Raw genomic sequence first — 25,997 nt, 5'->3', positions numbered from 1 at the left:
AAACACTTGATTCTATTAGTTTAGGAAATTCTCATGTCTATCACCCAACGTACGACAAAACTGATCTTGGCGACCTGCCTCGCTTGTTTTCTCGCTTATTTTTTAGATTTATCATCAGCAGTTTCAGCTGGCATTATCGCCCTCTTAAGCCTTTCTGACACGCGCAGAAGTACGCTAAAATTGGCCCGTAACCGCCTCTTTTCCATGCTCCTAGCGCTCGCTATCGGCGTTCTAGCCTTTCAGCTGACCGGCTTTCACATCTGGAGTCTAGGCCTCTATCTGGCTCTCTACGTGCCTCTTGCTTACAAAATGGGCTGGGAAATCGGCATCACACCTAGCAGTGTCTTGGTCGGTCATCTCTTGGTACAGGAGTCTACTTCTCCAGCTCTCTTGCTCAATGAAGTGCTCCTCTTTCTCATCGGGACAAGCTTTGCTCTGTTAGTCAACCTTTACATGCCCTCTCGGGAAAAGGCCATTCACAGCTATCACCTTCAGGTCGAAGAAAAGTTAAAAGACATCCTGCTTCGCTTTAAATACTATCTATCAAGAGGAGACGGGCGCAATCAAGCCCAACTCGTTGACGAATTGGATGAGCTTCTTGAAGAAGCCCTCAAACTGGTCTATTTGGACCACTCAGACCATCTCTTTCACCAAACGGACTACCACATCCACTACTTTGAGATGAGGCAGCGACAAAGTCGCATCCTGCGAAATATGGCCCAGCAGATCAATACCTGTCATCTGGCCGCAAGTGAGAGTTTGATTTTAGCCCAGCTCTTTGCTAAGATTGCTGCCCAGCTAAGTCAGACCAATCCTGCTCATGACCTACTTGATGACATCGAACGCTATCTGCAAGTCTTCCGCAACCGGAGTCTCCCTAAAACACGTGAGGAGTTTGAAACCCGTGCCACCCTCCTGCAGCTACTACGCGAAGCCGAAACCTTTATCCAGGTTAAGGTTGATTTTTACCAAAAATATGGAAACTAAAACGCAAAGAACCTCAGAGAATTCCTCTGAGGTTCTTGTGTTTTGTATTTGGAGGGAAATTATTTGACCATTCCCCTTAGAATCATCAAGACAGGGATATTTTCTGTAGAACCTGAATCCCTATCACGACTAGCCATATTTTAAAATTCACAGAATATCTCAACAGTCTGATTGACTTTCATAACAATTCAAGCTAGAAGACTTTATATTGTCCACCCGCATATCCGCAAGGAATGTAGCCTGCTTGGTATAAGGGATACAAATCATCCCACTCAACTGGAATCATATCGTTGACTTGATGTACGATTTCGATAATTTTCTCATTAATCTGTTTTTCCATATGTTCCTCCGGTTTAGATGTATTTTCCCCGTCTCTATTATCCTCTATCTGTGAATGGTACCGCGTTCTTACTGATAGGTCACCATCATAAAAACGAGGAGCAAGACAAACAAGGCTAGGCTAATCAAGAGGGTCACCATTTTTACCAAGCGGTTATTCTGCCAGTAGCCTGGTTTTCCGATATTGCTGGTCGCATCCATGGAAAAGAGTTGGCTTTGGCGAGGTTGGATGAGAACCAGGACAATTAAGGCGACGGCTAGGATTATTCCTATAATCATCAAAACTTCCATCAATTTCACCTCAAGATTCCTAATAATGTAAAGATCAGGGTAAGAAGGATGAGCATGCCGAGTAAAATGGAGAAAGTTTTACTGATCTTTTCTCCTCGGGTAGGCTTTTCTTTCTTAAGCGCTCCTTGCTTTAACTCTTCCATGCGTCCTTCGACATCCTTGTAAAATAAATCTTTTTTAGTCATGCCCATCCCCTATTATCCTTTCCATCCTCTCTTGGTAAGTAGCCAAGTCCACATAGTTGGCATGGCGGCCTTGATGTCCAAGGGCTTGGCCCATCTTGTCAAGACTGCTGAGAGCTTCTTGAATCTTCGCAATCATGTCTCCAACAGCCTGGACATCAAAGAGGTGTTCTGGAGCTGTGTAAGGTCTGTTATGAGCTGTTTGGTCAAAGGCTAGGATGAGCATATTGTGCTCGAAGGCTTGACGGACAGCATCCAAAAGCTCGTTTCCGTAATTGATGTCTAGATAGAGATCCGACAGCTGGTAGAGTTCTCGAATCTTTTGCGGACTAGCGTTTTGATAGAGAACGACATTGGGATAAGAAAGCAAGGTCAGCAACTTGGACGACATCTCAGTCACTGCCGCGATTCGGAAGGTCACCATTGGCAAGGACTCAATCAGGGTTTCGATATGCTCGATCTGATCTGAGTTGGTAACAATCAAGGCATCTGCTCGAACGAAGTTTTCTCTTTTGAACTGATAATGATAACCTAGATGGGCAAACTTGTCATGATAGGCTGGATTGGCCAAGGCCAAGGCCTGTTCATAGGTAGCCTTGTCTGGTATGAGGATCTGCTTAGCTCTCAGCCCCTCTTGCTCCAGTAGCAACTGCATATTTCCAGGAAGACAATCATCTAGCGGTTCTTGCCAGACTAAAATATCCCGTCCAGTCTTATCTGGATAATGGTATGAGACCAAGAAAGAGGTGGCTAGAGTATTAAAGAGAAGGTGGCGAGTGTCGATTCCCAAGTCTTGCAAAAAGAAAATCGTGAATTCTACTCGATTTTTAAAATGGCGCAGGGCTTGTCCGGGCAAGGTTAGGAGGATATCGCCTGTCACATGGTTTTCTAGTACAATTTCCTGTCCCTTTGCATCCTGGTACTTGGTCAGGATAGCCTGTCCATCTGCACTATAGGTGGTCTTGGCAAAGCAGGCTCCGTATCGGTTATAGTGGTCTGCTTGGTAGATACCGCCGGATAGGTCCTTCCAGTCGACTTGCTTGACCAAACGGGCCTGAGGAGCATCCACATAGTGAATCACGCCCCTCTCCCGAGAATCCTCTAGGATATGCGCAAACTGGTTATTGCCCGCAATCTCCCAAAACTCAGGTACGGCTACTTGGTTGAAATAAAGAGCTTTTCCCGACTCGTAACCCAGATAGTAGGTAAAGGGAGAAAGAATCCCATCTGGGAGAAAGCCATCTGGCTCGATCACAACCGTGACATGGGACAGGCCAGCAGCTTCTAGACTTTCATGTAAATCTCGACTTTCCTGGCCATATCGATCAAATAGTTGAATCATGCAGGACCTCCTCTATCGTTTTCTTCCACTTGTCCCTTACTTTATCTGTTAAAAATCCTCTAGCTAGCTCATAAGATGCTGTTCGCATAGCTGGCAAATGATTTTCCTGATAGAGCTGGCAGATCTTTTCTGCAAAGGCCCTTTTAATCGCCGTTTCAACATGGTCATCCGAACTTAGAATCAAGTAGCCATTTTGACCGTCCTGGATAAAGGTCTGGTTTCCATAAGGCACATCAAAACCAATCAGGGGCAAGCCTGAACCAACTGCCTCCATCAAGGTCAGACCAAAGCCTTCACTGGTTGAGGCTGTCAGATAGACCTCATACTGGGGATAGATCTGAGCCAGGTCTGCATGCCCCTTGAGCTGGATATAGTTCTCCGCTTGGTGAGCCGTGATGATTTCCCTTAAAAGGGACTCCTCACCCCCACTGCCATAAATGTCAAAGGTGAGCTCAGGGAGGACTTGATGCGCTTGGATAACCGCCTTGACGAGCCAGTCGATGTGTTTTTCCTTGGCCAAACGCGAAGCGGTAATGAGAGAAAAGGGCTTTCGTTCCCTAGCAGGCTTCGTCAACTGATCAATGCTCCCAACTGGAATCGTGACGATTCGTGGACGATGCTGACTGTACTGGGCAAATTGACCTTCGAGAATCTCCTTCTGCCGATCCGTGGAAACGATAAAGCAATCGACCTTGTCCGCATTTGTAAATTGATACTCATAGTAGTTATTCCAAAGGAGATAGTCTTCGTTGCTAGCATTTTCACTATAGTGCTCTGCGTGAACGACAACTGCTAGATGGGCCTTTTGTGCTTCTTCAAAAACAGCCTGACCAATCCCTGTTTCCCTATCCAAGATGACCAAATCAGACTTGCTCAAGTTCAAACTTTGCATAAAATAGCGCATAAGGGCTGGCTTTCCGTACAGAATCCGGTCCTTAAATCGATAGACCTCTTCCTGTCCTTCAGTCAGCAAGATATCGTAAGCAGTGCTGCCATCTTCATTGAAAAAGGTTCGTTGATAGAGCCTAGCCACCTGGTCTTTAGGTGCGAAATATTCTGTACAGTAGCGTGTGTAGGAGAAATAATCCTTGCGAATCAAGTTCCCCCCAAACACATACTCTGCATGCTGTACCAGATTCTTAGCCGAGTCTACCAAGTAGCAAGTCACAAACTTATCCTCATCTGAAAAGTAGACACGTAAGACCTTGCCATCCTGCTCCCTATGACTCTCAAGGCCACCGAAAGAGGGCAAGACCTCGTCAACTGTAACACTGGTCGGTGCTAGCTTGATATCTGTAAAATGATTGTAAAGCCAGATTACCTGATCATCCGCAAAGCCGATATTGGCCGTTAAATGCTGGATATTGTCCGCTAAAATCAAGTCGGTAAAGATAAACTTAGATGCTAGGTCTAAGCTTCTAAAAATCCCTGCTCGGTAGGCCTGGGCATACTCGACACCACTGCTCGCCCAACCGATTCCTAGATTTATATTGTAAATTGTCATATGATCCTCTTTTTATGGAAAATGGGTGAGAATCTCACCTTTGGGCGTTACTTCCACAATCCCCATGAGAAGATTGCGTACCATATCTGTACGGATTTGTTGCTTCATGGTTTCAAAGCCTGCATAAGCCTCCTGATAGTACTCCACGATAGGGTTCTTTTGAGAAGCAGACTGGCTCCCGATTGCTAGACTGAGCTGTTGCAGGTAGTCGACTTGCTCAACCCAGTTGTCATCAATAGCCTTGAGCATGGATATTCTTAGAAAAGAATCATAGAGCTGGTGAGGTTGGAGGACTTCCTTTTTAGCTGCGATTTCCTTGGCTATTATTTCCTCTAGTAACTCCCGAATCTGATCTGCATCAGCTAAATCCAAATCAGCTGGTAATTCTCTCATCACAAAACTAATATTGGTCACGATGAAGTGAAAGAGCTCTTGGGGACTGCTATAGGTTTTTTCTGAGATTTGTTTGGTATAGTCTGCCAGTATATCCCCAAGGATATTCTCTAAATCACGGCTCCCATCCAGCAAACGATCTCTTTCTTGGTAGACCATCTGACGCTGGATATTGACGCTTTCCGCATACTCTAAGGTTTGTCTGCGCGCTGAGCGACTGGCACTATCACTAGCCTCTTGGGCTTTTCTGACGAGATTGCGGTACTTGCGAGCCTTGAGTAGGATAGGTTTGCTAATATCTTCCACTTGGTAGTCTTGATACAGGTCGTGAACCCAAGACGGTCCGAACTTTTTGATCACATCATCTTCAAACGATACGAAAAATTGAGACATACCTGGATCACCCTGCCGGCCAGAACGACCTCTGATTTGCAGGTCAATTCGTCGGCTCTCCATCCGCTCGGTACCAATCACAATCAAACCGCCCAATTCTGCAACTCCTGGACCGAGTTTGATATCTGTCCCGCGACCTGCCATAGAAGTCGCAACGGTCACTGCCCCCATCTGTCCAGACTCTGCGATGATTTGGGCTTCACGCGCCGCATGATTGGCATTAAGGACATTGTGGGAAATCCCCTCTCGCAAGAGCAAGGACGAGTAAAGTCGGGACATTTCAACAGATCCGACAAAGATCAGGAGCGGATTGCCTTTGGAGTGATAGGTCTTGATAGCTTCGAGAGAGGCATACACTTTCTCAGGGAGAGTCACATAGAGATTGTCCGGATGGTCCATCCGTCTAAGTGGGCGATTGGTCGGAATGCGAATGACAGACATGTTATAGGTTTCGAAAAATTCTTTCTCTGCCACCTTTCCCGTTCCTGTCATACCTGAGATTTTGCGAAACATCTTAAAGAGACTCTGGTAGGTGATCGAAGCCATAGCTCTGGTTTCAGGAGAGAGCTTCACATGTTCCTTGGCTTCGATGGCTTGGTGGAGACCTCCTTGAAGCTTGGTCATTTCCATCAAACGCCCTGTTCCCTTGTCTAACAAGACCATTTCTTGCCCTCGAACCAGATAGTCCTTGTCCTTGGTAAAGAGCATATGAGCTCTGAGAGCATAGACCAGATGCCGAACATAACTTGCATACTCTTCCTTGTAGAGATGGTCGATTCCTAGGAAGCCTTCAACCGTCTGGGCCCCCTTTCGGGTTAACCAAACTTGGTCTTTTTCTTCCTTGTAGATATAGTCCTCTCCCTGGACCAAGGTCGTCACTAGGGTATCAATCATCCCATAATAGTTAGACTGGACACGGGGAGAGCCTGCGATAATCAAGGGAGTTTGGGCACTATCGAGTAGAATGTCATCGATTTCATCAATGATGACATAGTTAAAGGGAGGCAGGAACTTTCCTTCACTAGTGGAGGCAAGATTGTCATTGAGATAGTCAAATCCCAGTACACTATTGGTCGTGTAGACGATGTCCGAGGTGTAGATCTTTCTTTTCTCTTCGGCAGTCAAGTCCTCTTTTGGGTCCTCTGAAAAGGACAGTCCGACAGTTAAACCTAAAAATTGGTAGACTGGGCCCATTTCACTTGCGTCCCGTCTAGCCAGATAGTCATTAGTTGTGACCAGCATGCTGCCTTTTCCCGTTAGGGCATTGAGGTAGAGGGGCATGGTTGCAGTCAAGGTCTTGCCTTCACCCGTATTCATCTCAGCCACATTTCCTTGGTGGATCACAATAGCTCCCATGACTTGCACATCATAGGGAAAGAGACCCAAGACACGTTTATCGGTCTCACGGACAAGGGCATAGGCTTCTACCAATAGCTCATCCAAGGTTTCTCCCTGAGCAAGGCGCTGGCGAAACTCCTCTGTTTTGGCAGCCATTTCCTCATCACTGAGAGCTGCCATCTCTTCTTTGAGGGCATTGATTTGGCTTAAAAGTTTCTTGACCTTTCTCAGTTGTCTTTCTTGATACAAACGATTAAACACCAGCATCCTCCTCAATAGAAAACGAAACAAAGTCAAGAGTCTCAAAACCTGCACTAATCAAGGAGAGGCGATAGGTGTAGGCCGTTTCAGGATAGGTGAAGCTAAAGGAAAATTGTCTTTCAATCCTCTCCTCGATGATTTCCTCATAACGGTTTAAAAAGGTCAGTTTGAGATAAAGACCATTGGTTGGTTGAACCTGCATCTTCATAGAGAGACGGTAGGTATGATTTTTCTTAAGGAGAGGGAGGCTAGGCTGGCTTCTAGTGGCCTGGTAGTTGACACTGGAAAACCAGGTTTTAAGGGTTTCACCTGAAGCCAGCAAAGGATTTTTCAGTGTAACATGACCGTCTGCATGATAGGTGATCTGGCTACCATAAAGATAAGTGGCTCCCATCTCACCCCACCTAATATCCTCTCTCTTGATGATAATCATGTCTCACCTCTTCTGTATTCTTCTAGTATCATCTTGTAAAAATGAATAAACCAGGCAACGTTTGTTCCTGTATCATCATTGTGTCGACCTGCGGTTCCTTTGGACAAGATCTTGGCTCCTGTCTGACAGAGTGTCTCCACTAGTTGGTCATAGGCTCCACTATCCATATCCTCGTCCTTCATGTAAGAAAGACCAAAGGTCGTCTGGGAAAAATCAGCTTGTTTAAATCGGGTCCAAAAACGTTGATCCAAGTCCTTCATGTCTTTCTGGCTCACTCCTCCTGTCTGAAGGTGTAAGACATCAAAGCTAGTCGGAAAGACTCCTGGTGCCTCTAGTCGGCCCCGCTGTGCGATGGTTCCTAGATTGGTCAAGGGTTTTCCGACTATAATCCCCTTGGGTTCAAAGTAGGCTCCGTAGTAGAGGGCTGGGAAGGTTCCCATTGACAGCCCAGATAGGATCAAGTCACTTCTATCCAAGCCTAGATAGTCTAGATAGTGTTGGATGGTTGCTTGTATACTGTCTTCCAACTCCTCAGTTCCTAGGTAAAAGGCTCCTCCTTCTAATCGAGGGTCCGAAAAGAGGAGAAAGGGGCATCTGAGATTCTTCATCATCCAGTAACCCTCAAAACCTTCCGCCGGACGGTAACCTGAGAAATAGACCGCTAGAGGTGGCTTGAAATCCCCCGGGTGAAAGAAATAGTTGATTTCCTCACGTTTTTTGTCATGCAGGATATTGCCTCCGAGAACAAACTTTCCAAACTGTTTCCGGCTCCAGCGTTGGTGGAGATTGCCGATGTTGACCTTCCCTTGACCACGCGCTTCAAGAGAAATACTCAGATAAGCATCATAGTCTTGTTCCACAATGATTGCTGAGGCAAAGTCTGCTTCCTCAAGGAGAATGCCCTGACTAATCTCGGAGACAGATCCTGCTGGGATCTTTCGCAAACGCAGGCGCAAGTCCACTGGTCCACTCTTTTCATATTCGAGCCAGAGTTCGATTGGCGAATGGGCTTGGACAGTCTGATTATAGGCCCAAGAGGCTAGCTGGGTATAGGTCTTGCCAAAATCACCTTCTAACTCCAGATGCTCAAATCCTTGATAGGAGACAGAGCCTTGAAAACTCGGGTGAATCCGTATCGTAGCTGGGCTTAGCTTGTCCCCATAACCACCTTCAAAGAGGGAGGTGGAGAGGTCTCGAACAAAGCCCTGTCGGTCTGACAGGTCCATCGCTTGCATGCAGTGCTGTTTGATGAGATTATGAAGACCTTCATCCTGACTTGCAAACTGTTCTGGATAGAAAACCGTATAGGGTTCCAAGCTAGATGCAAAAGGCAGCAAATCTACTAAATAAGCCCCATCCGTGAGAATGACAGCATGAAAGTGATCTAGGTCATTCTCATCCATGATTTTCTGGATGGCAGACGGTGTGTTGGGAGGGACATGATACCAGTCTAGTTGGACTGGTAGGGCAAGAGTATCTTGCCAATCCTCTGGACCGATTTGCAAGATTTTATACTTCTTTTCCATGAGTCACCTCCTCCAACCACTTTTCTAGCTTGATTAGGAATTGCTCCCCAGTGTGTTCCTTTATCTTTTCGATGGAATGGATCAGAGCATCATTCCACACCTGCAGGCTATCGAGATAGTAATGGGCAGCTTGCGCAAAATCAGCAGTGTTTTCCAACAGATAACCATTCTTCTGATGGCTGACATACTCTGTTTTGACCCTATTGATTTGAGGGATACCAGCACTAATCCCCGCGATTTGGGTATAGAGGAGAGGCTGTCTGTTCAAATCGACAATCAAACGAACAAATTCCAGCTGCTTGATTAACTCCGATTCATCCTTCATATTGACAAACGAATAGCACTTGCTCTGATGGCGATTGTCCTCAAGTGGATTTTCAGCTCCTTGGTAATCAACTTCCTTCTCCAGTTCCTGGTCTTGAAACTGATCTGCGACCATCTCAGAAACACGTGTTTCCAGCCGCTTCATTTCTTCTTGACTAGCAGCAAAGGCTCCAAAAACCAGCTCCGTATCCTTGTTTTCAGAAAGGAAATGCAAGACCTGATAGAGCGCTTGGTCCTCTATCCCCTGCTCAAAGTCCAGTTGATAGTAGAGGAGCGACTCCTTCCGAGTCTGGCTCTTTCCCAGCTCCAAGCGGGTATCAAAAGGCGATAAATGACGAAATTTCGTTGCTTGTTCTGAAAAGGCAGACTGAACCAAGCGCAAGGTGTCCTCTCTGTCGACCAGAACAAGGTCCACTTTAGGCAACAAATCCGCCAGTTGCAGTAATTGTTCTTGAGGATTTCGTCCGATAAAAAGGCTGAGAACCTTGGTGCTTTGGCGAGGCAATCGATCTAAAAGAAAAGCATTGTGCTGGTCACAAGCAGGCAGAAAATAGGTCGCTCCTTCCTCAGGGAGTTGAGCTATTTTCTTGTCAAAAAACTCCGCAATCAATTCTCCCATATCTCGGTAAGACTCTTTTTGGAAACGAAAAGCAAAGATAGGATTGACCTCGATACGGCCCCCATCTTGCAAGTACTCTCTAAACTGCCACAGTCCCTTGGGATTGAGGTAGTCTTGGTAGAGAGCCTGACCCTCTTCGTAGTAAATCACACTGGAAACCAGCCCCCGATCATCCATCAGGTAATTGGCAGACAAGAGCCCATCTTCCTTGAAATACTGAATCGTACTGATAAAACCTTCTATCCCATGCTCTACCTGGGCATAGGGCTTGCCATCCTTCAGCACCAGAATAGTAAAGGGACTGTAAACAAAGTCGCAATCCTCATCCCACTCAATATCTCTTAGTTGCAAGACCTGTGGTCGAATCTCATGAAAATCCTGCAATTCATCAAATAAGGAATAAACCGGTGCTTCTAAAATACCTTGGCGATGGAGAAAATAGCGCAGATGAGGCTGATAGGACAAAAGGAGGACTTGGGCAGGGATCCCTTGGCGTTGCATCAAGCGAATCTGATTGAAGGTGTCATCAAATTCTAACTTAAAATGAGAAAAATACCAAGGTGTCAAATCAGCATGCCAGGGACGCTCCTTGCCATACCAAGCCGGGATAAAGTAATACATCAAAACCTCCTAGAATAGTGGCCGATACCTTTCATTTAGTCTGAGCGCTTGCAGTTCATCATGAATCGTAAAGAGCATACCACTCAAAATTAAAAAGAGTCCGGGAATCATGCTGACTTTGAACAGACTCTCATCCTTCAAGACAAACAAGATCGGAAGTCCAGCCAAGGTAACGTTAAAGACTGCACCTATCAGAGCAAATCGGAGAACCAAGCGATTGATAAAGCGACTGGTATCCTCACCAGGATAGACCCCGTAGATGTAATCTCCTGATTGCTTCATCCGATCTGCGATCTGTTGACCACTCACATTGACAAAGGCAAAGGCAATGCTAAAGACAAAGAGGATAAGGATATAAGCATAGATCCACAAGGGTTTCCCCATCGCATACTGCTCCAGTATGGCAGGGTAGAGTGGATTACCCTTATCCAGATGTTGAAGCAAGAGCAAGAGATAAGAAGGCAAGCCCATGAGACTCATCACATACATATAAGGCATGCCACCTGCAGGATTGAGCATGATTTCCAGATAGGAATAGCGTTTAAAGCGAGAATGAAGCCCGATTTTATTGATAGGGATGCGGTATCTAGCTCTGTAAAAGAGAACGACTAGATAGGTAAAGAGGACACCTAGCACTACCAACAGGAAAAGCAACCAAGGAGAGATCTTATGAACTTGGACCGATTGGATGATGTCCTGAGGGAGTGAAGCCACCATACTCGCCAATAAAATAACGACAGGGCCTCCAACTCCGATAGACGCATTGATGTCTGACAGCCAAACTAAGAAGAAGGTCCCCGCAACCAAAAGGCTGGTATTGAGGAGAAAGACCAAGAAGGGATTGTAGGGAGCTTGGACAGGAAGGTTTGTAGTCAAGGCCAAGGCCTGAATCAAGGAAATCCCTAACGTCAAGTACATTTTCCGTCTATCTTGGACTTCCGAAGAAACTGAGTTTAAGCCCAGTTTCTTTGAAAAGGAAAACATCTGCCACAAAATCATAGCTGACATCCAAGGTGAAAGCCCGATGGAAAAGAGAGAGAGGCTCCGAAGATTTCCACCAGTCAGGGCTACTGAAAAGTCCAGATAGGCTGCGCCTCCTCCGAGAAAATCCCGACTATTGAGGTCAACAAAGGGAAGAGCGATACGACTCCCGAGCACATAAATAAAGAGCAAAAACAGGGTGTGCATCCCTTTTTTTACTGCTATCGATGAACGAAATTCTTTCACTAGCTCCTCCTTTTCTTTTTTATCTTTCCGTCCTGTCATACGGGACCAATCCAGCCTTTTTATCTTAGCATCTTCAAACCTCTATCTCAGTTTTCGTGAGTTTTCTCGTCCAGATAAGCTGTCAGAGCAGCTACCATTTCTTCTGGTCTTTCTGCTGAGAAAATACCCACATAGGCACTTTCAGCTAGTTCCTGGGACTGGGTATTGTCAAAAGTCAAGATTGGTTTCTCAAAGCGTGAAATATAGTCATAAACAACACTCAACTTGTCATCGTGGTTAATATCAAGGTAGACATCTGCCTGCTGGATCAGTTTCTCAACCAAGAGGGGAAAGGTGTTGGGATAGAGAGTCACATTTTCAAAACGTGATAAGAGCATGAGTTCCGGTGCCATCGTCGTATAGGCTGCAATGTAGAAATGCACCTCTGGCAAGGCTTGAACCAGATAGTCGATTTTCTCAAGATGCCAGGAGTTAGTCAAATTAACACAAGACATAGCTGGCTGATAGACTGTGACTGGATAGTCAATTCCAGCCTGACGCCATTTTTCAGTAATGGCAGACCACTCCATCAGATGATAGAGCCACCAAACCTCACGCAAACGCCCGACCGAATGAGTATTCCAAGGTTTGTCCTGAGAGAGGAAATGCAAGATGGCTGGCAGGGGCTCTAGGGGAATCTGGAAGATGAACTCATGCCCATGTGAGGCAGCCCCACTGTCAAAACCAATCTGGAAATTATAGTTCTGATCGAGAGGAGCATAGCTGTCATGAAAGAGCATATTGAGTATGGACTGGTCTCCTTCACTCACATTTTGGTGTTCCCGCTCCGTCAACTCAACTAACTCTTGTCTCACAGCTTCTGCCCGCCATTTTTTGTTATTGATCAAGAGTACACCTGCATTAAAGCCAACCCCAACTCCAAAACAAGATGGTGCTGCAGCCAGGTAGTTTTCTCCTAAGTCCATTTCAAAGAGAGCCGTCAGATCAGCCGTTACTACCAAATCACTGTCCAAGTAAAGTACCTTGTCCTCTTCGACAAAATCAGGGATAAAGTAACGGGCAAAGGTCATGTGATTGATATGGGGCAATTTGTTGCTCCAGTTCATCTGAAACTGGGCGCCAAGCATCTTGACATCCATCAACTCACCGCCCATCTGCTCTACTATCGGTCTGAGAGCACGGAACCACTCCTGGGGAATATCCTGATTAAAGATATAGACCTTGACATGGCTATTATGATAGCAGAGAGACTTGAGCGCTGTTTCAATCTGGCGGATATAGGCATAATCTCCTGCGAGAACAATTGTTTTTTTCATTTAGTTTCCTTCAGTTTACAACGACTGCTTCTGTGATTCCAAAAGCGTACGGATAGACTCGATCATTTGACCTACGGCTGCTGGTGAGTAGACATAACTGTAACCACTCGAGTCATGACTAGTGGTCTCAAAAGCAAATATAGGGATTTCTCTTTGCTGCACCTCTTGGATAATGTTTGCAATTTCATCCTCATGATTGATATCCAAGTAAAAGTCAATCTTTTCCAAGACTTTTCTGACATTCATGGGATTAAAGTAGGGATAGAGGCGTACATTCAGATGCGATTGCAAGTTCATGATTTCCGGCGCAAAATTGGTATGAGCTAGGATAGAGAACTCAACATCGGGCAGTTCTTGGATCAGGTGTTCGATTCTCTCCATGTGACACGTATTGGTAAAAATAGCGGTCGCATACTGGGGAGCTTGAACTAAAGATGCTAATCCTTTATGAAAATCACATTTTTTCATGACGATATCAGACCACTCTAGTCCGTAGTAAAACCACCAGTCCTCCCTGAAACGGTTGAGGTTGATTTGATACCACGGCTTGTCCCCTGTATAATGAATAATCTTAGCTGTCTTCTCAGTAGCAAGAGAATCGCTATACCAAGAATCCATCTGGTAATTTCGAGCCACTGTATCCATACCAACCATAAAATTATAGGTAGCTGGCAGCGATTTCCAACGACTTTCAAAGAGGTGATTTAACACGCCCTGATCGCCAAAAACTTGATCATGCAGTTGGTCTGTCAAGCTCAACAAGTGCTCCGTCACCTTTTCTTGACGCCAGAGAGCGACATTAATCAGCAAGACACCTGCATTAAAAGTGCTAGGAACTAGAGCATCTGCGACAGCAGCTACTGGCCAGTCTGCCATATCTTCTAAAAAGAGTTGATCTAGGTTTGATCTAACGATAATATCCGAATCCAGGTACAAGGCTAGGTCTTCGTTGACATACTGAGGTATAAAATAGCGAAAGAAAGTTGCATAACTTAAGTGAGCTAGTGGTAAACGATACTCTTTCAAACCTTGATGACTAATCTTGACATTGACGATTTTTGAGGCTAGAGGTTCTAAACGTCTCTCCATGAGCTGAAACCATTCAGATGGCAAATCATCATTGAAAACATAAAAAGTCACTGCTCGGTTATGGGCGCAGATTGACTTGATTGTTGTCTCAATCTTGTCCATATATGCATTATCACCACCGAGTACAATGGCTTTTTGAAGCTCTTTTTTCATTTCGTCCCCTTTTCTTTTCACATTCTTTTGGCTACTTTTCTTCTACCATAATTCTGATTTTTTCGATGATTATCTCACCTTCCTATTATACCTTTTCCCCTAGTTTATTTCAAACTCAAAAGAGGATTTTCCCCTTCTCGCATATAGAAAAAACCTTTGAAAAATCATGTTTTCAAAGGTTTTCCATTTTACTATTTATTCATTGATTTTTATATCTTATCAATGACTTTCTTGATCGTCATTCTGACTCTTCTTGGCAAGAAGACCGATACCTGTCACAGCTGTCAATGCTCCCAACAAAGCAGATGCTACCGAAGTCGACGCTCCTGTATTTGGCAAGGCTTGTTTTGGCTTGCTTGAAGCGGATTGACCTTGGCTTGCAATGTTTGCCATTGAAAGAGAGGTGCTTGTTGAAGTAGATGCCAGAGCACTTGCTGACACAGATCTACTAACAGAATCTGAAGTTGAGAGACTAGCGCTAATCGACGTTGACTCGCTCACTGACATACTTGCTGAAATCGAAGCACTTGCTAGAGTCGATTCACTGGCTAACATGCTAGCTGAGAGTGATTCACTCGTTGAGGTAGATTCGCTCACTGATGTACTTGCTGAGATCGAGGCACTTTCCAACGCTAACTCGTCTGCTAGCATACTTGCAGAAGTTGAAGTACTTGTTGAAGCGGATTGGCTCGCACTCACTGAGGCTGACTGACTAGAGCTCGCTGAGGCAGATTGACTTGAGCTGACTGAGGCTGATTGGCTCGCGCTCACTGAAGCGGATTGGCTGGCGCTCGCTGAGGCGGATTGACTCGAACTTACTGATTCAGACTGGCTCGCACTTGCTGATGCTGACTGACTCGAACTTGCCGACGCAGATTGACTAGCGCTGGCTGAAGCGGATTGACTTGCACTTGCAGACGCAGATTGACTAGCGCTGGATGAAGCGGATTGACTTGAACTTACCGATGCAGATTGGCTAACGCTGACTGATGCTGACTGGCTTGAGCTTACTGAGGCTGACTCACTCGCACTTACAGAAGCGGATTGACTAGCACTCAATGATGCCGATTGACTCGAGCTTACTGAGGCTGACTGACTAGCGCTTGCTGAAGCAGATTGGCTTGAGCTGACTGACGCTGACTCACTTGCGCTCGCTGAAGCAGATTGGCTGGCACTCAATGAAGTTGACTGGCTTGAGCTCACCGATGCGGACTGACTCGAACTCAATGATGCTGATTGGCTAGCGCTCACTGACGCTGATTGGCTAGCGCTCACTGAGGCGGATTGGCTTGAGCTGACCGATGCTGATTGGCTAACGCTGACTGAGGCTGACTGGCTTGAGCTTACTGAGGCTGACTCACTCGCACTTACAGAAGCGGATTGACTAGCACTCAATGATGCCGATTGACTCGAGCTTACTGAGGCTGACTCACTCGCACTTACAGAAGCGGATTGACTAGCACTCAATGATGCCGATTGACTCGAGCTTACTGAGGCTGACTGGCTAGCACTTGCAGAGGCGGATTGGCTCGAACTTGCTGAGGCGGATTGGCTTGAGCTTGCAGATGCTGATTGACTAGCACTCGCTGAAGCGGACTGACTCGAACTTGCAGATGCTGATTGACTCGAGCTCACTGACGCTGACTGACTCGAACTTGCCGACGCAGATTGACTAGTGCTGGCTGAAGCGGATTGACTTGCACTTGCAGACGCAGATTGACTAGCGCTGGCTGAAGCGGATTCACTTGAACTTACCGATGCAGACCGGCTGGAGCTTACTGAAACTGATTCACTTGCACTCGCTGAAGCGGATTGGCTAGCGCTCGCTGAGGCTGACTGACTAGCGCTCGCTGAAGCAGATTGGCTTGAGCTTACGGACGCTGACCGGCTAGAACTTGCAGATGCAGATTGACTAGCACTAAATGAAGCGGATTGGCTCGAACTCACTGAGGCTGACTGACTAGAGCTCGCTGAGGCAGATTGACTTGAGCTGACTGAGGCTGATTGGCTCGCGCTCACTGAAGCGGATTGGCTGGCGCTCGCTGAGGCGGATTGACTCGAACTTACTGATTCAGACTGGCTCGCACTTGCTGATGCTGACTCACTCGCACTTACTGAGGCTGACTGGCTAGCGCTGACTGAGGCTGACTGGCTTGAACTCACTGAAGCGGATTGACTAGAGCTCGCTGAGGCTGATTCACTTGCACTTACTGAAGCTGATTCGCTTGAGCTTACTGAAGCGGACTGACTTGCACTCACTGACGCTGACTGACTCGAACTTGCCGACGCAGATTGACTAGCGCTGGCTGAAGCGGATTGACTAGCGCTGGCTGAGGCTGACTGACTAGCGCTCGCTGAAGCAGATTGGCTTGAGCTTACGGACGCTGACCGGCTAGAACTTACCGATGCAGACTGACTCGAGCTTACTGAAGCGGACTGACTCGAACTTTCTGAAGCCGATTCACTTGAGCTTACTGAGGCGGATTGACTCGAACTTGCAGATGCAGATTGACTAGCACTCACTGATGCTGATTGGCTTGAGCTTACGGACACAGACTGGCTGGCACTTACTGAAGCCGATTCGCTTGAGCTGACAGACGCTGACTGGCTCGCGCTCGCTGAAGCAGATTGGCTTGAGCTTACGGACGCAGACTGACTAGCGCTCGCTGAAGCGGATTGGCTAGCGCTCGCTGAGGCTGATTCGCTTGAACTTACTGAGGCTGATTGACTAGCGCTGGCTGAAGCGGATTCACTTGAACTTACCGATGCAGACCGGCTGGAGCTTACTGAAGCTGATTCACTTGCACTCGCTGAAGCGGATTGGCTAGCGCTCGCTGAGGCTGACTGACTAGCGCTCGCTGAAGCAGATTGGCTTGAGCTTACGGACGCTGACCGGCTAGAACTTGCAGATGCAGATTGACTAGCACTAAATGAAGCGGATTGGCTCGAACTTACTGAAGCTGATTGGCTATTACTTACTGAAATTGACGCTTGATTTGGCGTGATTTGCCCATTAAATGTATCTGAAATCAAACCATCCACTGTCGTACTTGCAGTCACCGGTCCACTAGGAAGTCGTCCTCCATTACGATCATATACTTTCTTCAACTCATTTGCAGTAAAGGTTACACTAGTCGAGCTCCCCGTTGCTTGTTTGGTGAATGTTTCCCCTGCAATTGTAAGAGTAACAGTCCCACCTGGAGTCACTCCATCTATCGTAATCGCTTGATTTGTGAGACCACCTTTTTCGTTAAGGAAACGTTCCTCAATTCTAGGTGTCTGAGGGCGAACCTCAATCGGAATCTCTACTTCATCCGTACTTCCATCTGGATAAGTTACCACCGCTGTCAAAGTATGCCGACCAGCAGACAAATTCGTATTGGTTCCAGATTTCCAAGTATAGGTTATTCTAGTTCCCTTAGTAATTCCTGTAGTAGGTAATTCTGGCGTCCCTGTAGCATTCGTGATGTACTGACTGGCTTCACCAACAGAAACAGTCCCTGAATTAGCCGTTAGAGTAAAGTTTCGATTCACCTCAGCATTGATAGCTGGTTCGTACTTTTCAGACTGAGCATGGACTTCAAATTGAATTGCGGCAGGGTTGGCTGTTAAATCTTTTACAAGACCTACGTCAGTAGTATTTCCGCTAAAATTACCTTCCTGATCATAGGTGAAAACATAACGGGTCCACAAACTATTTACTGCTTGATTTTTTCCAACAGAACCCGTGATTGAAACGGTGAAAGGATTTGATGCTGTAGCATTTCCATCTTTGGCTAGTTTATTTGTTGGAACAATCATTCTGATACTTTGACCATTACTCGTAGTGAATGAGACAACAGTTGAAGTAGCCGGATAGGCCGCGGGAACAGCAGTAGGAACAAATTTTGCATGTTCAATTCGACCACTGTTATCAGTAAACTCAATGGTCGCAGAAAAATTTTCTTCTCGATAAATTTTAAATTTTTGTCCTTCTAGAACTGCGCCACCTGTAACGGTTATTTTCTGAAGTTCTGGCTTCTCTGTATCCCTAGCAGCTCTGAAGCTAGCGGTATTTGAAGCTTGGGTCAAAGCTTGTCCGTTTCTGCTGTCACGAAGTCCAGAGTTGGCACGTAACACAGCATTTGCAATACTGTTTCGAGCTTCTGTAGCCTTATTCAAAATAGGAGTAAGATCAGAAACCTCCCCTTTCAAGGCCTCTGCTATCTCATTCTTCGCTAGACTAGCCTTCGTGATCGCCTCATCCGAGTTTGGAAGTCCCTGCGCTTGAGCTAGAAATTGCCCAATCTCAGCAGACAAGGCCTCTAATTTCTTCCGTTTTTCTTCACTTTGCTTTTCTGTCAAGGCTACAGAAGTCATTGTGAGACTCGATTCAGCCGTCACACCTTCATTCTTTACATGACCAGACTGACTTCGAGGCAAGGATTCTGTAGAAAAATCAACTGCTTTTAATTCTTTTGAAGGTTGTGATTCTTTCACTGTCTCCCGAGCTGACTCACTTGTTTGGTACTGACTTTGAACACCAACCGAAGCTCTCTCTGACAGATTACTATTCGCTTGATTTTGTGTTCCAAGGGAGTCACTTGAACTAGCAGTTACACTTTGACTGTTTGCCAAAGATTGACTAGTAGAAGCAGATTGGCTCATCGACTGGCTTACGCTAGAGGAGTTTGAGGCACTGATAGACTGACTCGTAGACGCAGATTGACTGGCGCTCTGCGAATTGAATTCTGACAATGACTGGCTTTGACTGATAGACAGAGACAAGCTAGCGGCATCTTGATGATCCTGTGTCGTCCCCAGCACTACTGAATCTCTCGTCGCCAGGGTATCTTTTGATTCGACAGTCTTTTCAACAGCGACTGCATCATTGGCATAAACACGCGTTTGCGTCGCAGCAAAACCACCTAAGATCGTTCCCGTAGCTGCTATCCCTTTCAAGACATCCAAGCCGGTCAACTTCTGACCTTCTTGCTTTTCAACCATTTCTGTCTTTACTTGGCTCGCATCCGCACTTCCACGCATCACCTTAAATAAGCCAAAAAGGGAAGTCGAGGCCCGTAGCCAATGCTTCCCTGATTTGATTAATTTGAACCGAGTTACACGGTCTGTTTCTCTATATTCACCCTTCTGGCGTCTAAAAAACATGTTCATCCCCTCAACTTGAAAAAGATCTATTCACCTATAAAATACTATCTTTTTATTATATACCAAATATACCGACAATTCAATATCTATAACACACTCTAAAGAAAGAAAATGATTTCAAAAATAACTTGATTTCAAATCTATTCTGTTTTTTCAATATAATTTTCATTTTATTGTTCTGTTAATATATTTTATTTATTTTTAACCATTTCTATATACTTTTAAATTTGAGCAAATAATTGCAATTACTCAAGGAGTTGATTTTTATTCAAAATATAGAAAAAGTCCATGAATCAATAGCATCCACAGACTTTTAAGAATAGAGTATTTAAAGGCAGTTTCACAAATGAATCAATGAGGCCGGTAGCCGAGGTAACTTTCTATCCTTTCCAACAAAAAAATCCACGAATCAAAAACATTCGAGGACTTTTCTTACGACGTATTTAAGCAAAATGCCATACTAATTAATAGCCTTAATCTACGACACTGAGTTTTACAAATCGATTTCATTTGTAAAACGTGGTTACGACGGAAAAATCCACGAATCGATAATATTCGTGGATTTCTCCTAGTGAAGCGTTTAGGTAAGTCGATTTTACACTACGACACGGAGTTTGGCAAATCGATTCTATTTGCCAAACGTAGTTAGTAAGGCAGTTAGCTAGTTCGCCAAATAGCGACTAGCGTCCAACAATTAGGAACTTTAGTTCCAATTGTTGGTGCTGAGTTACATTTTCTCTTCCAACTCTACGTCTGGATACTTGTCTGCAAACCAGCGGAGGGCAAAGTCATTTTCAAAGAGGAAGACTGGTTGGTCGAAATGGTCTTTAGCCAAGATATTGCGGCTTGAGGACATCCGTTCATCCAAGTCCTCAGGCTTGATCCAACGAACCGTCTTTTTACCCATTGGGCTCATGACAACTTCTGCATTGTACTCGCCTTCCATGCGGTGCTTAAAGACTTCAAACTGGAGTTGTCCCACAGCCCCTAGCATGTACTCGCCAGTTTGGTAATTCTTATAAAGCTGAATGGCTCCTTCTTGCACCAGTTGCTCAATCCCCTTGTGGAAAGATTTTTGCTTCATGACGTTCTTGGCAGAAACTTTCATGAAAATTTCAGGGGTAAAGGTTGGTAGCGGTTCAAATTCAAACTTGTTTTTTCCAACTGTCAAAGTGTCTCCAACCTGATAAGTACCAGTATCATAAACCCCGATAATATCTCCTGCAACAGCATTGGTCACATTTTCACGACTTTCAGCCATAAACTGAGTCACATTAGATAGTTTGGCAGTCTTACCAGTACGAGGCAAATTGACACTCATCCCTCGCTCAAATTCACCTGATACGATACGAACAAAGGCGATACGGTCACGGTGACGAGGGTCCATGTTGGCTTGGATTTTAAAGACAAATCCTGAGAAATCCTTGTCATAAGGATCCACAATTTCACCATCTGTTTTCTTGTGACCATGTGGTTCTGGAGCAAACTTAAGGAAGGTCTCAAGGAAGGTCTGCACCCCAAAGTTAGTGAGGGCTGAACCAAAGAAGACCGGAGTCAGTTCTCCTGCAAGAATAGCTTCTTCTGAAAATTCATTTCCTGCTTCTTGCAACAGTTCGATATCGTCCTTAACCTGAGCGTAGAAAGGATTGCTTCCAAAGAGCTTATCCCCTTCTTCCAGACTGGCAAAACGTTCATCCCCTTTATAGAGCTCCAAGCGTTGGTTATAGAGGTCATACAATCCTTCGAAGGCTTTCCCCATCCCGATTGGCCAGTTCATTGGATAACTCGCAATGCCAAGGACTTCTTCTAGTTCTTGCAAGAGGTCCAGTGGCTCACGACCGTCACGGTCCAGCTTGTTCATAAAGGTAAAGACTGGAATGCCACGGTGCTTCACAACCTCAAACAATTTCTTGGTTTGGGCCTCGATACCCTTGGCAGAGTCCACGACCATGACCGCAGCATCCACCGCCATCAAGGTCCGATAAGTATCTTCTGAGAAGTCCTCGTGCCCTGGTGTGTCGAGGATATTCACGCGCTTGCCATCATAGTCAAACTGCATAACAGATGACGTGACCGAAATCCCACGTTGTTTCTCAATATCCATCCAGTCAGACTTGGCAAAAGTCCCTGTTTTCTTCCCTTTTACCGTACCAGCCTCACGAATCTCGCCCCCAAAGTAGAGCAACTGCTCAGTGATGGTTGTCTTCCCCGCGTCCGGGTGGGAGATAATGGCAAAGGTACGGCGTTTCTTTATTTCTTCTTGAATAGTCATAAGTTCTCTTTCTTTGATTTTCTATTTTTAGTTGTTTCAGTAGCTAAGAATGATGTTTACATTGGATTTTACTATTCCTTTCAACTCTCCATTATATCGGATTTTGGGGAGTTTTTCAATTGCTCATCCGATGAAAAGGCAAGCTAGAGCACAGGTTGCACCTGATTTCTCTTTTTCCACCGTTTTTTAAACAAGATATCAAAGAGAACCAGAGCCAGCGAAAGGATGACGGACACAAGAAGATATTTTAACCATAGAGGAGCATTCGAGATAAACGGGGTATCTCTTAAGAGACCATAATTTCCACCTGTCACCTGATTAACTGCAACTAGAAAGAGGTTGAGAATAAAGGTATAGGCTACAATCATATATTTCTTTAGTAGGCTCTTATCATAGTGATTCATCAAGTAAACCAATGAATTCACTAGAAGAGCATAGTGCCCAATCAAAAATGAAAAACTGGTAATATGGGGGAAATCATAGGGGTCAAAAACCGGGTAAACCAAGGCAAAGACCGCTCCACTTGCTCCTAAGAGGGCAAAATATTGCTTGCTCCGCCATTTATCTGGCAAGAAAACCACCGCAAACATAGCCAAACGGCAATGGTAAAATGGAAGGCTATTAGAAAATGGAATCCCAAAGCCAACATACCAACTATATAGGGCTAGCAACTGGAGGATCTGAATCCCCTTAAACAAGCGGACAAATTTCGGATTCTTGTGATAAGCAAGTGCTCCATAAATACAAAGCACTAAAGTAAGCATCATGATCCCATACCAAAAGAGGGAAATGGGAGGAGGAACCGTTTGAGATCTGGTGATAAATTGATGGAACATATTTCTATCCTAACTCTTATTTTTTCTATTCTCTAGTTTAACCATTATAGCGAATTAAAAGCGATTTTTCAATTTCTATTTCTTTTCAGTTTGGCTCCCTTATTTATAGGAAAATATGGTAAAATAGAACAGACTAAAAATCATCATTTCACGAAAGGATGCAAGATGAAAATTACGCAAGAAGAGGTAACGCACGTTGCCAATCTTTCAAAATTAAGATTCTCTGAAGAAGAAACTGCTGCTTTTGCGACCACCCTGTCTAAGATTGTAGATATGGTTGAGTTGCTGGGCGAAGTCGACACAACTGGTGTCGCACCTACTACGACCATGGCTGACCGTAAGACCGTACTCCGCCCTGATGTGGCTGAAGAAGGAACAGACCGTGACCGCTTGTTTAAAAACGTACCTGAAAAAGACAACTACTATATCAAGGTACCAGCTATCCTAGATGATGGAGGAGATGCCTAATGACTTTTAATAACAAAACTATTGAAGACTTGCACAATCTCCTTGTCTCTAAGGAGATTTCAGCAACTGAATTGACCCAAGCCACGCTTGAAGATATCAAGTCTCGCGAGACAGCTATTAACGCTTTTGTTACCATCGCTGAAGAACAAGCCCTTGCTCAAGCTAAGGCTATTGATGAAGCTGGAATTGACGCGGACAATGTCCTTTCAGGAATTCCACTGGCAGTTAAGGATAATATCTCTACAGACAGTATCCTCACAACTGCAGCCTCAAAAATGCTCTACAACTACGAGCCTATCTTTGATGCGACAGCCGTTGCCAATGCAAAAGCCAAGGGCATGATTGTTGTCGGAAAGACCAACATGGACGAGTTTGCCATGGGTGGTTCTGGTGAGACTTCTCATTACGGTGCCACTAAAAATGCTTGGGACCACAGCAAGGTTCCTGGTGGTTCATCAAGTGGTTCTGCTGCAGCTGTAGCGTCAGGGCAAGTCCGCTTGTCACTCGGTTCTGATACTGGTGGTTCCATCCGCCAACCTGCCGCCTTCAACGGGATTGTTGGTCTCAAACCAACCTACGGAACGGTTTCTCGTTTCGGTCTCATTGCCTTTGGTAGCTCTCTAGATCAAATCGGACCTTTTGCACCTACTGTTAAGGAAAATGCTCTCTTGCTCAACGCTATTGCCAGCGAAGATGTCAAAGATTCTACTTCTGCTCCTGTCCGCATTGCCGACTTTACTTCAAAAATTGGTCAAGACATCAAAGGAATGAAAATTGCTTTGCCTAAGGAATACCTTGGTGAAGGGATTGACCCAGAGGTTAAGGAAACCATTCTAAATGCAGCCAAACACTTTGAAAAACTTGGTGCTATCGTCGAAGAAGTCAGCCTTCCTCACTCTAAATACGGTGTTGCCGTTTACTACATTATCGCTTCATCAGAAGCCTCATCAAACTTGCAACGCTTTGACGGTATCCGTTACGGCTACCGCGCAGAAGATGCAAGCAACCTTGATGAAATCTATGTAAACAGCCGTAGCCAAGGTTTCGGTGAAGAGGTGAAACGCCGTATCATGCTTGGAACATTTAGCCTTTCATCAGGTTACTATGATGCCTATTACAAGAAGGCTGGTCAGGTCCGTACCCTCATCATTCAAGATTTCGAAAACGTCTTTGCGGATTACGACTTGATTTTGGGACCAACTGCTCCAAGCGTTGCCTATGACTTGGACTCCCTCAACCATGACCCCGTTGCCATGTACTTGGCTGACCTTTTGACCATCCCAGTCAACTTAGCTGGTCTTCCAGGAATTTCGATTCCTGCTGGATTTGCTCAAGGTCTACCAGTCGGTCTCCAATTGATCGGTCCTAAATACTCTGAGGAAACCATTTACCAAGCTGCTGCTGCCTTTGAAGCAACAACAGACTACCACAAACAACAACCCGTGATTTTTGGAGGTGACAACTAATGAACTTTGAAACAGTCATTGGACTTGAAGTCCACGTAGAGCTCAACACCAATTCAAAAATCTTCTCACCTACTTCTGCTCACTTTGGAAATGACCAAAATGCCAACACTAACGTGATTGACTGGTCTTTCCCAGGAGTACTTCCGGTTCTCAATAAAGGTGTTGTCGATGCTGGTATCAAGGCAGCTCTTGCCCTCAACATGGACATCCACAAAAAGATGCACTTTGACCGCAAGAACTACTTCTACCCTGATAATCCAAAAGCCTACCAAATTTCTCAGTTTGATGAGCCGATCGGTTATAATGGTTGGATTGAAGTGGAGCTAGAAGACGGTACGACTAAGAAAATCGGTATCGAGCGCGCTCACTTGGAAGAAGATGCTGGTAAAAACACCCACGGTACAGATGGCTACTCTTATGTTGACCTCAACCGCCAAGGGGTGCCTTTGATTGAGATTGTATCTGAAGCGGACATGCGTTCTCCTGAAGAAGCCTATGCTTATCTAACAGCCCTCAAGGAAGTCATCCAGTACGCTGGCATTTCTGACGTTAAGATGGAAGAAGGTTCTATGCGTGTGGATGCCAATATCTCCCTTCGTCCTTATGGTCAAGAAAAATTCGGTACCAAGACTGAGTTGAAAAACCTCAACTCCTTCTCTAACGTCCGTAAGGGTCTTGAATACGAAGTTCAACGCCAAGCTGAAATTCTTCGCTCAGGTGGTCAAATTCGCCAAGAAACACGCCGTTACGATGAAGCCAACAAAGCAACCATCCTCATGCGTGTTAAGGAAGGCGCTGCAGACTACCGCTACTTCCCAGAACCAGACCTCCCACTCTTTGAAATCTCAGATGAGTGGATTGAGGAAATGCGTACTGAACTGCCAGAGTTTCCAAAGGAACGCCGTGCACGCTACGTTGCTGACCTTGGCTTGTCAGACTACGATGCTAGTCAGTTGACTGCAAATAAGGTCACTTCTGACTTCTTTGAAAAAGCTGTTGCACTCGGTGGCGATGCCAAACAAGTTTCTAACTGGCTCCAAGGTGAAGTTGCTCAGTTCTTGAACGCCGAAGGTAAAACACTAGAACAAATCGAATTGACACCAGAAAACTTGGTAGAAATGATTTCCATCATCGAAGATGGTACTATCTCTTCTAAGATTGCCAAGAAGGTCTTTGTCCACCTGGCTAAAAATGGCGGTGGCGCGCGTGAATACGTGGAAAAAGCAGGCTTGGTGCAAATCTCTGATCCAGATGTTCTGATTCCAATCATCCATCAAGTCTTTGCGGATAACGAAGCTGCCGTTGCCGACTTCAAGTCAGGCAAACGCAACGCAGACAAGGCCTTCACAGGATTCCTTATGAAGGCAACCAAAGGCCAAGCCAATCCACAAGTTGCCCTTAAACTCCTTGCACAGGAATTGGCCAAGTTGAAAGAAAGTGAGTAATTTACTCTTTATACACTTTTTTCT

The 25,997-nt window shown here is 45.3% G+C and carries 18 protein-coding genes and 1 pseudogene; 4 read left to right on the top strand and 15 right to left on the bottom strand.

The features are described from left to right. Positions 1–33: 33 nt before the first annotated feature. Entirely contained in the window at positions 34–987 is a 954-nt protein-coding gene (locus STO1_RS02120; protein ID WP_096421744.1) for an aromatic acid exporter family protein, read from the top strand. A 256-nt stretch (positions 988–1,243) separates the two neighbouring features. On the opposite strand, the pseudogene STO1_RS09740 reads toward STO1_RS02120, so the two are convergent. The 15 genes and pseudogenes from STO1_RS09740 to STO1_RS02045 form a co-directional block, all read right to left on the bottom strand. Continuing rightward, positions 1,244–1,327: pseudogene (locus STO1_RS09740) on the bottom strand (TIGR01741 family protein); the annotation flags it as partial. A gap of 68 nt (positions 1,328–1,395) precedes the next feature. Beyond that, on the bottom strand, positions 1,396–1,617 hold the full coding sequence (asp5, locus tag STO1_RS02110; protein ID WP_084856915.1) for an accessory Sec system protein Asp5: 222 nt from the start codon (positions 1,615–1,617) through the stop codon (positions 1,396–1,398). A 5-nt stretch (positions 1,618–1,622) separates the two neighbouring features. Next, positions 1,623–1,802, bottom strand: coding sequence for an accessory Sec system protein Asp4 (gene asp4, locus STO1_RS02105; RefSeq protein ID WP_033583412.1), 180 nt, complete (start codon positions 1,800–1,802; stop codon positions 1,623–1,625). Continuing rightward, positions 1,795–3,141, bottom strand: coding sequence for an accessory Sec system glycosylation chaperone GtfB (gene gtfB, locus STO1_RS02100; protein WP_096421742.1), 1,347 nt, complete (start codon positions 3,139–3,141; stop codon positions 1,795–1,797). Before gtfB ends, asp4 begins: the two co-directional genes overlap by 8 nt. Next, complete coding sequence (gene gtfA / locus STO1_RS02095; protein WP_096421740.1) at positions 3,125–4,645, bottom strand: accessory Sec system glycosyltransferase GtfA; 1,521 nt, start codon at positions 4,643–4,645, stop codon at positions 3,125–3,127. The genes gtfB and gtfA overlap by 17 nt, the downstream gene beginning before the upstream one ends. Before the next feature lie 12 nt (positions 4,646–4,657). After that, positions 4,658–7,030 carry an accessory Sec system translocase SecA2 gene (secA2, locus tag STO1_RS02090; protein WP_096421738.1) on the bottom strand — a complete coding sequence of 791 codons (2,373 nt, stop codon included), beginning with the start codon at positions 7,028–7,030 and terminating at the stop codon, positions 4,658–4,660. Continuing rightward, complete coding sequence (asp3, locus tag STO1_RS02085) at positions 7,023–7,463, bottom strand: accessory Sec system protein Asp3 (protein WP_084872581.1); 441 nt, start codon at positions 7,461–7,463, stop codon at positions 7,023–7,025. The genes secA2 and asp3 overlap by 8 nt, the downstream gene beginning before the upstream one ends. Then, positions 7,460–8,989, bottom strand: coding sequence for an accessory Sec system protein Asp2 (asp2, locus tag STO1_RS02080; protein ID WP_084872580.1), 1,530 nt, complete (start codon positions 8,987–8,989; stop codon positions 7,460–7,462). Before asp2 ends, asp3 begins: the two co-directional genes overlap by 4 nt. Further along, a complete protein-coding gene (asp1, locus tag STO1_RS02075; RefSeq protein ID WP_096421736.1) occupies positions 8,973–10,553 on the bottom strand; it encodes an accessory Sec system protein Asp1 in 1,581 nt (526 codons plus the stop codon). Before asp1 ends, asp2 begins: the two co-directional genes overlap by 17 nt. Before the next feature lie 9 nt (positions 10,554–10,562). Beyond that, on the bottom strand, positions 10,563–11,780 hold the full coding sequence (gene secY2, locus STO1_RS02070; protein ID WP_096421734.1) for an accessory Sec system protein translocase subunit SecY2: 1,218 nt from the start codon (positions 11,778–11,780) through the stop codon (positions 10,563–10,565). A gap of 86 nt (positions 11,781–11,866) precedes the next feature. Next, positions 11,867–13,096, bottom strand: a complete 1,230-nt coding sequence (locus STO1_RS02065) for a glycosyltransferase (RefSeq protein WP_096421732.1) — start codon at positions 13,094–13,096, stop codon at positions 11,867–11,869. Between the two features lie 15 nt (positions 13,097–13,111). Beyond that, the gene (locus STO1_RS02060) at positions 13,112–14,338 is read right to left on the bottom strand and encodes a glycosyltransferase (protein WP_096421730.1); all 1,227 of its coding nucleotides are present in this window, start codon (positions 14,336–14,338) and stop codon (positions 13,112–13,114) included. Between the two features lie 219 nt (positions 14,339–14,557). After that, complete coding sequence (locus tag STO1_RS02055; RefSeq protein ID WP_096421728.1) at positions 14,558–19,486, bottom strand: accessory Sec-dependent serine-rich glycoprotein adhesin; 4,929 nt, start codon at positions 19,484–19,486, stop codon at positions 14,558–14,560. Between the two features lie 727 nt (positions 19,487–20,213). After that, a complete protein-coding gene (locus STO1_RS02050; RefSeq protein WP_096421726.1) occupies positions 20,214–21,758 on the bottom strand; it encodes a peptide chain release factor 3 in 1,545 nt (514 codons plus the stop codon). A 143-nt stretch (positions 21,759–21,901) separates the two neighbouring features. Continuing rightward, the gene (locus STO1_RS02045; protein WP_000468953.1) at positions 21,902–22,594 is read right to left on the bottom strand and encodes a YwaF family protein; all 693 of its coding nucleotides are present in this window, start codon (positions 22,592–22,594) and stop codon (positions 21,902–21,904) included. A gap of 165 nt (positions 22,595–22,759) precedes the next feature. On the opposite strand from STO1_RS02045, the gene gatC reads away from it, so the two are divergent. Genes gatC through gatB form a run of 3 tightly spaced genes read left to right on the top strand, consistent with a single transcriptional unit; the run spans position 22,760 to position 25,973 of the window. Then, on the top strand, positions 22,760–23,062 hold the full coding sequence (gene gatC, locus STO1_RS02040; protein ID WP_000705419.1) for an Asp-tRNA(Asn)/Glu-tRNA(Gln) amidotransferase subunit GatC: 303 nt from the start codon (positions 22,760–22,762) through the stop codon (positions 23,060–23,062). Beyond that, positions 23,062–24,528, top strand: coding sequence for an Asp-tRNA(Asn)/Glu-tRNA(Gln) amidotransferase subunit GatA (gene gatA, locus STO1_RS02035; protein ID WP_049550253.1), 1,467 nt, complete (start codon positions 23,062–23,064; stop codon positions 24,526–24,528). The genes gatC and gatA overlap by 1 nt, the downstream gene beginning before the upstream one ends. Further along, positions 24,528–25,973: an Asp-tRNA(Asn)/Glu-tRNA(Gln) amidotransferase subunit GatB gene (gatB, locus tag STO1_RS02030; RefSeq protein ID WP_096421724.1), complete on the top strand. Its 1,446-nt coding sequence runs from the start codon at positions 24,528–24,530 to the stop codon at positions 25,971–25,973. The genes gatA and gatB overlap by 1 nt, the downstream gene beginning before the upstream one ends. Positions 25,974–25,997: the final 24 nt, after the last annotated feature.

The sequence above is a fragment of the Streptococcus oralis subsp. tigurinus genome (genome assembly GCF_002356415.1).
GTDB classification, from domain to species: domain Bacteria; phylum Bacillota; class Bacilli; order Lactobacillales; family Streptococcaceae; genus Streptococcus; species Streptococcus oralis_F.
Note: the sequence above shows the minus strand (reverse complement) of the source record. Positions and strands in the feature narration are given on the sequence as shown.

Excerpts from the sequence above, each read along its gene's own strand:
- STO1_RS02055 (WP_096421728.1), bottom strand. The coding sequence starts at position 19,486 with ATGTTTTTTAGACGCCAGAAGGGTGAATATAGAGAAACAGACCGTGTA.
- asp3 (WP_084872581.1), bottom strand. The coding sequence starts at position 7,463 with ATGATTATCATCAAGAGAGAGGATATTAGGTGGGGTGAGATGGGAGCC.
- gatB (WP_096421724.1), top strand. The coding sequence starts at position 24,528 with ATGAACTTTGAAACAGTCATTGGACTTGAAGTCCACGTAGAGCTCAAC.
- asp5 (WP_084856915.1), bottom strand. The coding sequence starts at position 1,617 with ATGGAAGTTTTGATGATTATAGGAATAATCCTAGCCGTCGCCTTAATT.
- gatA (WP_049550253.1), top strand. The coding sequence starts at position 23,062 with ATGACTTTTAATAACAAAACTATTGAAGACTTGCACAATCTCCTTGTC.
- gtfB (WP_096421742.1), bottom strand. The coding sequence starts at position 3,141 with ATGATTCAACTATTTGATCGATATGGCCAGGAAAGTCGAGATTTACAT.
- asp1 (WP_096421736.1), bottom strand. The coding sequence starts at position 10,553 with ATGTATTACTTTATCCCGGCTTGGTATGGCAAGGAGCGTCCCTGGCAT.
- STO1_RS02120 (WP_096421744.1), top strand. The coding sequence starts at position 34 with ATGTCTATCACCCAACGTACGACAAAACTGATCTTGGCGACCTGCCTC.
- gatC (WP_000705419.1), top strand. The coding sequence starts at position 22,760 with ATGAAAATTACGCAAGAAGAGGTAACGCACGTTGCCAATCTTTCAAAA.
- STO1_RS02065 (WP_096421732.1), bottom strand. The coding sequence starts at position 13,096 with ATGAAAAAAACAATTGTTCTCGCAGGAGATTATGCCTATATCCGCCAG.
- STO1_RS02050 (WP_096421726.1), bottom strand. The coding sequence starts at position 21,758 with ATGACTATTCAAGAAGAAATAAAGAAACGCCGTACCTTTGCCATTATC.
- asp2 (WP_084872580.1), bottom strand. The coding sequence starts at position 8,989 with ATGGAAAAGAAGTATAAAATCTTGCAAATCGGTCCAGAGGATTGGCAA.
- asp4 (WP_033583412.1), bottom strand. The coding sequence starts at position 1,802 with ATGACTAAAAAAGATTTATTTTACAAGGATGTCGAAGGACGCATGGAA.
- gtfA (WP_096421740.1), bottom strand. The coding sequence starts at position 4,645 with ATGACAATTTACAATATAAATCTAGGAATCGGTTGGGCGAGCAGTGGT.
- STO1_RS02060 (WP_096421730.1), bottom strand. The coding sequence starts at position 14,338 with ATGAAAAAAGAGCTTCAAAAAGCCATTGTACTCGGTGGTGATAATGCA.
- STO1_RS02045 (WP_000468953.1), bottom strand. The coding sequence starts at position 22,594 with ATGTTCCATCAATTTATCACCAGATCTCAAACGGTTCCTCCTCCCATT.